The organism is Pseudomonas sp. AC211, from assembly GCF_979258055.1.
The window spans coordinates 544922-555833 of the sequence record NZ_OZ409830.1; the positions used below are offsets into that span (position 1 = coordinate 544922).

Here is a 10912-nt window from a genome sequence, read left to right on the forward strand (position 1 = left end):
AACGCTAAACCCGAAACCGTTGCACCGCCGTATGCAACTGCCCACCCAACGCCTGCAACTGTTCCCCCTGATTACGCCCATGCCCAATGCGTTCAAGGTTACTGCCGCCCAACTGATGAATCCGCTCGCTATGCCCACGAATCTCACTCACCGCGCCGCTCTGTTGCGCGGTGGCGTCGGCGATGCGTTCGGCCATGGTGGCGATGGTGCGGATGGCGGTGACGATTTCATCCAGCGCGCCATCCGCCGCCTCTGCCTGGCTGGCCGTGGCTTCGGCATGCCCCACTTGCGCACGCATCGCTTCCAGCGAGTGCCCGGCTGCCTGCTGCAAGCGGCCGATCAGTTGCTGAATTTCCCCCGTGGCGCCGGCCGTGCGTTGGGCCAGTGAGCGCACCTCTTCGGCCACCACGGCAAATCCACGGCCACTTTCGCCAGCCCGCGCGGCTTCGATGGCGGCGTTTAAGGCCAACAAGTTGGTTTGCTCGGCAATCGAGCGAATCACGGTGAGTACGCTGCCAATGGTGGCGGTTTCTTCAGCGAGCCGTTCAATTGCCTGGGCGTTGCCTTGCACCTCGCTGACCAGCATGTGCATGCCGGTCAGACTTTGGCCGATTACGGTTTGCCCTTGCTCCAGCGCCCGGCCGGCTTCGCGACTGGCGTCTGCGGCCTGGCTGGCGTCGCCGGCGACTTGTTGAATGGTCGACTCCAAATCGCCCAGCGCATCGCGAATCTGCTCGGTATCACCGGCCTGGCGTTCGGCACCGCTGTGCAAGCCATTGCTCAGCTCGGCCAGCGCACGGCTGCTGCCGGCCACTTGCTCGGCGTGCTGGCGAATGGTGCCCACCAAATCGACCAAGTAGGCGCGAAGGCGATTGAGCGACTCTTCAATGTCGCGCAGCTCGCGGGTTTTCGAGTCCAGCACAATGGCATCGGCAAAGTTGCCTTGCGCCCAGGCCGACAGCGACGGCGCCAGGCGGCTCAATACCGTGCTGAGGCGCCGCTGGATACGGTCGATGACCAGCGCAATCAGCAGAATCAAGCCGATCATGGCGCCCTGCAACGCGCGCACTTGCAGCTGGATGCGGCCGTATTCCGCGCGCACCGCAGGCGCCACGGCGTCCAGCGCTTGCTGGGTGGCGGCCAGCGTGTCGCGAGTTTTGCTCATCAGCGCGCCACGGTTTTTGATCAGTTCACGGGTGCGCGTCAATTCCGCCGGGTAGCGTTTGATCAGGCTAGCCAGGTCGCGCTTGAGGGCAATGCCACGGTCCTCGGCTTGAGTGGCGCTGGTGTCCGAGGCAATGCCCATCATCGCCGCGAAGTCGTCGGCACCGGAATTGCTGGCATCGGCTACGCCCAGCAGCGGCAGCGCTTGCAGGGCATCGGCTTGCTGACTGAGCACCGTCACTTCGCGCTCTACGTCGCCGGCCAGTTCGTCGCGACCGCTGCTCACCAGTTTGCCGCGCGCATGGCTCAGGCGCGTGAGGTGCACGGCGGCGTTGAACAGCGGCGCGCGGTAGGCAGCGCTAGCCTCGGCCGGCGCGCTGTCGGCATAGGCACTGAGTTGTTCCAACGCGCCGGAAATTTCCCGCTCGGCTTGCAGCAACAGCCCTTGGGGGTCGCCGGCCAGTTTGCCCGCCGCCAGCAGTTCGGTGCCGGTGAAACGCTGCAAATCACTGAGGCTGGGGCGCAGATTGGCAGCCAGTTCGTCTGGCAGCGCGTCGGTAGCTTGTTGCAGGGCGCCGATGGCCTGGCTGGCGCTGCTGTGGCGCAGGGCATCGCCGCTGCCGAGGTAGTCCTGAATATTGGTCGCCACCTCAGACTGGAAGCGCTGCGACAGGCTCAGGTACTGCTCCATTAACTGATAGGGCTTTTCCAGCGCCCGCTGCGACCACCACAGCGTGGCGCCCAACGCCAGGCAAACGGCGACGAGCAGGGCGGTGTTGAGGTTGGTTAGTTGCTTCAGGCGCATAGGGAGGACTCGACTGATAACCCATGGCGTCAAAACGCCATGACTGGCTGTAAAGTCCTGAATTTATTGCTCTTTCATTGCAAGCTGATGACAGCGTGACGGGCGTCACGCTTTTTCCTGAGCCGGTTGTCAGCTTTTTGAAAATGTCGACCCGATTGCGGCCGCCGTGCTTGGCCACATACAGCGCTTGGTCGGCACGTTTGGACAGCTCGTTACTGTCCACATCATCGATCAGTTGAGCGATGCCGCAACTGAAGGTGCAGGACAAATCCTGCGGCGAGGCCGGGTAGTGAATTTCGGCGAAGCGCTGACGAATGCCATCGAGCACTTTCGCAGCGGTAGCGGCGTCGGTATTGGGCAGCACCACGGCGAATTCTTCGCCGCCATAACGGCCGATATGATCGGTTTTGCGCAGACGCTGTTTGAGGAACAGGGCCAGGCTTTTGATCACGCGGTCGCCCATGGGGTGGCCGTATACGTCGTTCACTTTTTTGAAGTGATCGATGTCGAGCATGGCAAACGTCACCGGCTGGTTGTCGCGGCGCGCGCGGATGCGGGTGTCGTCGAGCAACTGCAAAATGTGCGTGTGGTTGTACAGGCCGGTGAGGCTGTCGCGGACCATGCGCGATTTCAGATTGCGCGCTCGTTCAGCGCGGTTGCGCACGGTGGCGATCAGGTGGCGCGGTTTGATCGGTTTGGTGAGGAAATCGTCGCCGCCCTCGCTCATGGCATCGAGCTGCTTGTCCAGATCATCTTCGGCGGACAGGTAAACAATCGGCACGCTGACGTAACGGTCGTTGTGGCGAATCACCTGGGCCAACTCGGTGCCGTTGCACTCAGGCATGTACATGTCGAGGATGATCAGGTCCGGCTGGAATTCGGCCAGCACGCTCATGGTTTTGATCGGATCGGTCAGCGTGTGGGTGATGATGCCGGCGCTGTTGAGCACGCGTTCGGTGTGGGTGGCCTGGGCGCGGGAGTCGTCGATGACCAGCACGCGGAAGGGCTCGTACTGGCTCACATGGGTGAGCACTTCAATACGCTCCAGCAGCGTGGAGGCATCCAGCGCTGCCGGTGAAGAATTCTTGCCCGCCGGCACGCACGGCGGCGAGGCGGGTAGGGGTGTCGGTTTCTTCTTCGCTATAAAAAAGCAGCGGCAGTTTTTGTTCGAGGTCTTGCTGAATTTCGTTGGCCAACTCCAAGCGCCCTGGCCGGGGCCGGCGAAGTCGACTTCCATAGAATGGCGGCCGGGTGGCGTTCGCGCATGGCCGCGCGAAAGGCGCTGACGCTGCCGAACGACTGCGCGCTCAGACCAAAGAATTCCAACTGCTGGGCCAAGCGCTCGGCGCGCTCGCGATCCTGCAAACCGACATAAACGGGTTTGCGCAGCGGCGGCAGGAAAGTTTGTTCGTATTGATCGCCATGGCGCAGCCCGGTGCGCGACAGGCGCTGCATCAATTGATTGAGTTCGGTGATCAGCGCGCTATTCAGGCGGCCTTTGTTGGCGCCGCTGGCTTCCAGGCACTGGCCGATCCTGCGGGCCAATTGCGCGTGATCTTCCTGCCCGAAACGCTCGGCATAACGCAGCAAACGCAGGTTGGCTTCGGCCAGTTCCGTGTCATTCCATTCGCGCTCTTGCAGCCGCTGCCACACTTCGAGCACTTGCCGCGCCTGGTGAATTACGCGCTGGGCAAAGTGATGCTTGAGGCGGTCACTGCTGAGATCTTCTTGCTCGGACATGGCCGGACGTCTTCTGTGATACGGCGGTGCCGCATGGGCGGCTCGGAATGGTGGCGCTATGCTACCAGTGGCACTCTTACAGGCTAGTACCGTCGATCATTTGACGCCAGTCGTACATCGATTCTTTGACGGGCGGCAGAAACGTCTGATAGGTGACAAACCTGTTACACAACCGGCGCTAGGTTTGCGTCGGCGCCCTGCGCATCCGCAAGCGCTTCCCTTATAGTGCCCGGCGGGCCGTAGAAGAACAGTGCCCCGCCGCGCACTCCGAGAAAGAGGCGCCAATCAGGCGGCACCCTCCGTAGAGGCTGTGGTCGAACTGCTGACTTCGATTGAAAGGACAAAGCCATGTTGAATTGGAAGAACCGCGCAAGCACCGTGCGCGACGGCGTCGGGAACTCGGTAGACGGCGCCCGCAGTTATTTTGGCGGCCTGTGGGTCAGCCGCGCCCTCGGCACTTTGCTGGCGCTGTATTTGATAGTGGCGGGCCTGATCGGCTGGTGGTGGAGCCAAGAGCCCGGCTTGTTCCAGGTTCAGCAAAACGCCCAACAGGCGGCGCAACAAGCCAATCGCCAGCTGGTCAGCGGTTACACCACGGTAGAAACTCTGAAGAAAGTCGTGTCGACTCTGCTCGACAAACCAGGCGGCTACCTCTCCAACGACCTCGCCCCGCCAGGCCTCTGGCTCGACAACATGCCGAGCTTCGAATACGGCGCCCTGGTGCAGGTTCGCGACCTTTCCCGCGCGCTGCGTAAAGACTTCGCTCGCTCGCAAACCCAGTCCACCGAAGACCCGGATCTGGCCAAGGCCGAGCCGCGTTTCAACTTCGACAACAAAAGCTGGGCGCTGCCGGCCTCCGAAGCCGAATACCGCGAAGGCGTCAAATCTCTCGACCGTTACCTCGCCCGTCTGGCCGATCCGAACCAGCCGAGCGCGCAGTTCTACACCCGCGCCGACAACCTCAATAACTGGCTGGGCGACACCGCCACGCGCCTGGGCTCGTTGTCGCAACGCTTGTCTGCCAGCGTCGGTCAGGTTCGCCTGAACAGCGGCACCAAAGAACCGGTGCAAACCGTGACGGCGGGCGACGTGCCGGCTGTGCGTGAAGAAGTCTACGAAACGCCGTGGATGCAGATCGACAACGTGTTCTATGAAGCGCGCGGCCAGGCCTGGGCGCTGTCGCACATCTTGCGGGCTATTGAAGTGGACTTCGCCGACGTGCTGGCGAAAAAGAACGCCACCGTTAGCGTGCGTCAGATCATTCGTGAGCTGGAAGCGTGCCAGGAACTGCTGTGGAGCCTGATGGTGCTCAACGGCAGCGGCTACGGCATTCTCGCCAACCACTCGTTGGTGATGGCCAACTACATCTCCCGCGCCAACGCCGCCATCATCGACCTGCGTCAACTGCTGAGTCAGGGTTGATGGTCCAAGCACCTGCCAACGAGGTGGCCCACCGGGCCGCCTCCGACGCCGAGCACATCGCTTGGGTGGACGAAGCCGACAACGAACTCGGCAGCCTGCCGCGTGCCGAGCTTCGCGAGCGCGGCCTGATCGGTCGCGGAACGTTCATCCTGCTGTTCAACTCGGCCGGCGAGCTGCGCATTCACCGTCGCACCCTGAGCAAAGCGGTGTATCCCGGTTACTGGGACGTGGCCGCTGGCGGCATGGTGCAGCACGGCGAAAGCCACGCCGAGTCGGCGGCCCGCGAGTTGGAAGAAGAGCTGGGTGTTGGCGGTGTAGCGCTGCGTGAGCACGGGCGATTTTTCTTCGAGCAGCCCGGCAATCGTCTCTGGGGCGCGGTGTTTTCTGCCGTGTCGGATGCGCCGTTGCGCCTGCAACCGGAAGAGGTGCTGGAGGCCCGTTTCGTCACCATCGAAGCCGCCTTGGTCGCCGCTGAAAACCAGCCGTTTTGTCCCGATTCCCTGGAAGCCTTCAAGCGTTACTTTACGCAGCGGCGCAGCAGGTCGCGAATTCAGCGTTTAATGGCGCAAATTGGCTATTAGCAACAGCGAAAATTATCGGTACACTGCGCCGCCTTTCAAGCCTGAGCCTCCCGGCCCAGGTGCGCTGCCCCTGCCAGAGTGGGGCTTCGCGGCTGACACCTCGTCAGCCAGTCGCTTTCAGGTCCACCTACTAACGCTGCGCTGGACCTTCCTGACCGAGGACAACCCGGTGGTCAAGAAAGCTTCGTCCTTTTCCGCCCTGGGCGGTTTGGTGTTTTCCACCGATGCAGGCCGGCATTGCCCCGACTGCAGCAAACCGGTGGGCGCCTGCATCTGCAAACAGACCGCCATTCCCGACGGGGATGGCATCGCCCGTGTGCGCCGCGAAACCAAAGGTCGCGGCGGCAAACGGTAACCGCGATCACCGGCGTGCCCCTGGCCGAAGAGCCGCTGAAGAATTGGCCAGCCAACTTAAACGGCGCTGCGGTTGCGGCGGGTCAGGTGAAAGACGGCGTTATCGAAATCCAGGGCGACCACGTGCAATTGCTGCTTGATGAGTTGATCAAGCAAGGCTTCCAAAGCGAAGAAATCCGGCGGCTGATCCGTCGCCTCCCAAACTTTCGCTGTGCCTTTGTTCGTCATCGATGCGGCTGAACACCTCAGTAATCGTCATGTCCACTGCTTACCTTGCTCGAGTCGGGGCTGCCCGGCGCTTTTGAATTCTTCCAAAAAGGGAACCTGAATGTCCGTACGACGCACACGTAAAGATGACGGCAGCCAATGGACCGTTGCGGACAGCCGCAGCGTTTACGGCATTCGCCATTGGGGCGCCGGCTATTTCGCCATCAACGAAGCGGGCCGCGTCGAAGTGCGCCCCAGCGGCCCGAACAGCGCGCCGATCGACCTGTTCGAGCAAGTTGAAGAATTGCGTCAGAGCGGCTTGTCGCTGCCCCTGCTGGTGCGTTTCCCCGACATTCTGCAAGACCGCGTGCGCCAGCTGACCGGCGCCTTCGACGCCAACATCGCGCGCCTCGAATACAAGAGCCAATACACCGCGCTGTACCCGATCAAGGTCAACCAGCAGGAAGCGGTGGTGGAAAACATCATCGCCACGCAGAACGTGTCCATCGGCCTGGAAGCCGGCTCCAAGCCGGAGCTGCTGGCCGTGCTGGCGCTGGCCCCGAAGGGCGGCACCATCGTGTGCAACGGCTACAAAGACCGTGAATTCATCCGCCTGGCGCTGATGGGCCAGAAGCTCGGCCACAACGTCTTCATCGTCATCGAAAAAGAATCTGAAGTTCAGCTGGTGATCGAAGAAGCGGCCGAGCTTAAAGTCGCGCCGCAGGTAGGTTTGCGCGTTCGGCTGTCGTCGCTGGCCTCAAGCAAATGGGCAGACACCGGCGGCGAGAAATCCAAGTTCGGCCTGTCGGCGGCGCAACTGTTGTCCGTGGTCGAGCGCTTCCGTGCCGCCAACCTGGACCAAGGCATTCGCCTGCTGCACTTCCACATGGGCTCGCAAATCGCCAACTTGGCCGACTACCAGCACGGCTTCAAAGAAGCCATCCGCTACTACGGCGAACTGCGCGGCCTCGGCCTGCCGGTGGACCACATCGACGTCGGCGGCGGTCTGGGCGTGGACTACGACGGCACCCACTCGCGCAACGCCAGCTCCATCAACTACGACATGGACGACTACGCCGGCGTCGTGGTTGGCATGCTCAAGGAATTCTGCGACGCGCAGGAACTGCCGCACCCGCACATCTTCTCGGAGAGCGGCCGCTCGCTTCACCGCGCACCACGCCATGCTGGTGGTGCAAGTGACCGACGTAGAGAAACACAACGACGAAGTGCCGGCCATCGACGACAAGGAAACCTTGCCCGAAACCGTGCAATGGCTGGTTGACCTGCTGGGCCCGACGGACCTGGAAATGGTCACCGAAACCTACTGGCGCGCCACCCACTACATGAGCGACGTGGCCAGCCAGTACGCCGACGGCAAAATCAGCCTCACCCAGAAAGCCCTGGCCGAACAATGCTACTTCGCCGTGTGCCGCCGCCTGCACAACTCCCTCAAAGCGCGCCAGCGCTCGCACCGCCAAGTGCTCGACGAGCTCAACGACAAGCTTGCCGACAAATACATCTGCAACTTCTCGGTATTTCAGAGCCTGCCGGACACCTGGGCCATCGGGCAGGTAGTTGCCGATTCTGCCGCTGCACCGTCTCGGCGAAGAACCGCTGCGTCGCGCCGTGCTGCAGGACCTGACCTGCGACTCCGACGGCAAAATCAAGCAATACGTCGACGAGCAGAGCATCGAAACCAGCCTGCCGGTGCACGAAGTTCGCGAAGGTGAAGACTACTTGCTCGGCATCTTCCTGGTCGGCGCCTACCAGGAAATTCTCGGCGACATGCACAACCTGTTCGGCGACACCGACTCGGTGAACATCTACCAGAACCCGGATGGCACCGCGTACCACGCCGGTATCGAAACCCACGACACCATCGAAGACATGCTGCGTTACGTGCACCTGTCGCCCGAGGAGCTGATGACTCTACTATCGCGACAAAGTCGCCAGCGCGAAGATCAGCCCACGGGAACGCACCCAACCTCGACGCATTGCGTTTGGGGCTGACACGGTCTTCGTACTTGTCCTCGTAATCATTGCTTGTTTCCCCTCTCCCGCCTGCGGGGAGAGGGGCTAGGGGAGAGGGCAAGGCGTTCACTCCTGCTGCAGTCCAACTCAAGAGCAACTTCCTCTATGCGCCGACTGCTCACCCCGCTTTTCCTCGCCCTCAGCACCTTCCTCAGCGCCTGCTCCCCCGTGGGCCTGCTCAACGCTATCAGCCCCACCGACAGCTACAACAAAACCAGCGCCATTGCCTACGGCAGCGACCCCCGTCAGCGCCTGGACATCTACGTGCCCACCGCCAAAAAAGCCGGCCCAACGCCGGTCGTGCTGTTCTTCTACGGCGGCAGCTGGAACAGCGGCGAGCGCAACGACTACCGCTTCGTCGGAGAAGCCCTGGCCAGCAAAGGCTACGTTGCAGTCATCGCCGACTACCGCCTGTACCCGCAGGTGCGCTACCCCGACTTCCTCAAAGACGGCGCCCACGCCTTCGCCTGGGTACACCAGCACATCGCCGTTTATGGCGGCGATCCCGAACACATGTTCGTCATGGGCCACAGCGCCGGCGGCTACAACGCCGCCATGCTCGCGCTCGACCCGCGCCTGCTGGCCGAAGTGAACCTCAGCGCCAGCGACATGCGCGGCTGGATCGGCCTGGCTGGCCCATACGATTTTCTCCCCATCGAAAACCCCGACGTGCGCCCCGTGTTCTTCCACCCCAACAGCCCGCCGGACTCGCAACCCATCAACCACGTCACCGCCAGCGCGCCGCCAGCGTTATTGATGGCCGCGGAAAAAGACGACCTCGTCAACCCGAAACGCAACACCGGCGGCCTGGCTAAGCGCCTGCGAGAAGCCGGCGTGCCGGTGAGCGAGCACTACTACGACAACGTCAGTCATATCAGCCTCGTCGCCGCGCTGTCACGCCCCCTGCGCTACAAAGCCCCCGCCCTGGACGAAATCGCCCGCTTCATCGACAGCGACGGCGGCCGCACCCCCTAAAACAAAAAAGCCCGAGCCCAAAGCCCCTCCCACCGGACCAGATCCTGTAGGAGAGGCTTCAGCCTCGAGCTCTTAAATTTTCTATCTAGTGCCAACCCCGTCGCCCTCGCTCAACCCCTGAGCCGCCCATCAACACCTCGACTACGGCGCCCCAAACTTCAACGTACCCAACGCTAGATGTCCAAACACCGTCCAACCCAACACGCTTAAAACCGCAATTACCACCCACCCCACGACAAGCCCCAGCGCGATCTGCTTCCACAGCCCTGCATGAGGATTGCTATGGGTCGAGCTACCGGAACGGACAGGGCGGTCGCGCTCGGCGCGGATGTCGTCGAAATCGTCTCTCATGTTTTCTCCGCTCGCCTCAAGGCGCGCTTTAACGAAATTTAGTCTGGCTCGATGCCGTCTGGACTTTGATGTTCAGTTGCTGGCCTGGTTCGCCCCAATATCAGCCACAACGCGTACTCGGGAAACGCCTGCGAAAGGATGTTCTGCATTAGGCCTGCCCGCTTCCAGCGCGCGCGATTATAGGATGCCTGGACCAGTGCGGAGCGAAGGATTGGTCGCGTGACTACTTACGCCGATAACTCTTCTTCCCCGACGGCGTCACACAAAACTCCCCACCCCCGCGGCCCGACACACAACTTCCCGCCACCACACGGACATTCCCCACCCGCCGCCTTTAACGGCGCAGAATTCATCCCGTACAACGCCGCACAATTCTTCTTCGAGCCACTGATTGAACCATCACGACAAACAAACAGCTCGCCATCGCAACGCGCTACGCCGCCTTTGGCGCCGGAACAGGGTGTGTTGGCGAGGGTGGATTGGGCGAAACCAAGGCACAGGAGGAGGGCGGTTATCTGAACAAGTCGGGACTGCACGGCGAAATCCTTTTTGCGTGAAGTGGGGAGTTGTGTCGGGCGAACCATCCGAGTTTGGCACGGAAGCCGGCGAGCATTCATTAATGCGTGCCAGCAGCCACGTAGTCACAAGTACCCTAACGGCCAGCTTGGCTAGAGCTGCCAAATGCCACTCAGGAGATTTCACATGGTCGCCATCGGGATGCGTCCTATCCATCCAGGGGAGATCCTGCGAAAGGAGTTTCTCGAACCGCTGGGCATCACACGTACCGCCGTTGCTCGTGCTTTGCACGTCCCAGCAACAACGGTTTCTAAGATCGTTCGCGAAAGGCGAGGAGTGACCGCAGACATAGCGATTCGCTTAGGCCGCTATTTTGATACGTCACCGCAGTTCTGGATGAATCTGCAAGGCGAGTACGCATTGATCATCGCTTTTGCAGCGGTTGGCACAGAGATTGAGCAGGAAGTTAAACCGCTCCTCGCCCAAACTTGAGTGGTCGCAGATTAAGAAAGGGAGAAGCGAGCTTATTGAAGCGAGCTTATTGTCGCGGCTGATGCCTTCGAGAGGTTTCGCAGTTAAGAAAATTTCGATTTGTCTGAGGCAGACCAAAGATCATCAGAAGCCAGAAACAACAAAGGCCTACCCGAAGGTAAGCCTTTGTTTTGTTTGGTGGCTACACAGGGACTTGAACCCCGGACCCCAGCATTATGAATGCTATGCTCTAACCAACTGAGCTATGTAGCCAAGTGGCGCGCATTATTCTTGG

7 protein-coding genes, 1 tRNA gene and 3 pseudogenes are annotated in these 10912 nt (G+C 61.3%); 7 read left to right on the forward strand and 4 right to left on the reverse strand.

Translation table 11 applies throughout. From position 1 onward, the window contains the following. Positions 1–4: 4 nt before the first annotated feature. Complete coding sequence (locus tag ACZZZP_RS02660; protein WP_463381714.1) at positions 5–1969, reverse strand: methyl-accepting chemotaxis protein; 1965 nt, start codon at positions 1967–1969, stop codon at positions 5–7. A 145-nt stretch (positions 1970–2114) separates the two neighbouring features. Next, positions 2115–3709, reverse strand: a pseudogene (locus tag ACZZZP_RS02665) (diguanylate cyclase); the annotation flags it as partial. A 348-nt stretch (positions 3710–4057) separates the two neighbouring features. Here ACZZZP_RS02665 and ACZZZP_RS02670 point away from each other — a divergent pair. From ACZZZP_RS02670 to ACZZZP_RS02695, 6 genes and pseudogenes are all read left to right on the forward strand, one after another. Continuing rightward, a complete protein-coding gene (locus ACZZZP_RS02670) occupies positions 4058–5131 on the forward strand; it encodes a DUF2333 family protein (protein WP_463536235.1) in 1074 nt (357 codons plus the stop codon). Next, positions 5131–5712 carry an NUDIX hydrolase gene (locus ACZZZP_RS02675; protein ID WP_463536236.1) on the forward strand — a complete coding sequence of 194 codons (582 nt, stop codon included), beginning with the start codon at positions 5131–5133 and terminating at the stop codon, positions 5710–5712. Before ACZZZP_RS02670 ends, ACZZZP_RS02675 begins: the two co-directional genes overlap by 1 nt. Positions 5713–5881: 169 nt before the next feature. Continuing rightward, positions 5882–6067, forward strand: coding sequence for an SUI1 family translation initiation factor (locus ACZZZP_RS02680; RefSeq protein ID WP_463536237.1), 186 nt, complete (start codon positions 5882–5884; stop codon positions 6065–6067). 14 nt (positions 6068–6081) lie between these two features. Beyond that, a complete protein-coding gene (locus tag ACZZZP_RS02685) occupies positions 6082–6306 on the forward strand; it encodes an SUI1 family translation initiation factor (RefSeq protein ID WP_463536238.1) in 225 nt (74 codons plus the stop codon). A gap of 88 nt (positions 6307–6394) precedes the next feature. Then, positions 6395–8309, forward strand: a pseudogene (speA, locus tag ACZZZP_RS02690) (arginine decarboxylase). 100 nt (positions 8310–8409) lie between these two features. Next, complete coding sequence (locus tag ACZZZP_RS02695; RefSeq protein ID WP_122493006.1) at positions 8410–9279, forward strand: alpha/beta hydrolase; 870 nt, start codon at positions 8410–8412, stop codon at positions 9277–9279. Positions 9280–9853: 574 nt separating this feature from the next. On the opposite strand, the pseudogene ACZZZP_RS02700 reads toward ACZZZP_RS02695, so the two are convergent. Beyond that, a pseudogene (locus ACZZZP_RS02700) lies at positions 9854–10214 on the reverse strand (YdcA family protein). 118 nt (positions 10215–10332) lie between these two features. On the opposite strand from ACZZZP_RS02700, the gene ACZZZP_RS02705 reads away from it, so the two are divergent. Continuing rightward, on the forward strand, positions 10333–10638 hold the full coding sequence (locus tag ACZZZP_RS02705; RefSeq protein ID WP_463381720.1) for a HigA family addiction module antitoxin: 306 nt from the start codon (positions 10333–10335) through the stop codon (positions 10636–10638). Between the two features lie 175 nt (positions 10639–10813). On the opposite strand, the gene ACZZZP_RS02710 is transcribed toward ACZZZP_RS02705, so the two are convergent. Then, positions 10814–10890, reverse strand: a tRNA-Met gene (locus tag ACZZZP_RS02710). Positions 10891–10912 lie beyond the last annotated feature (22 nt).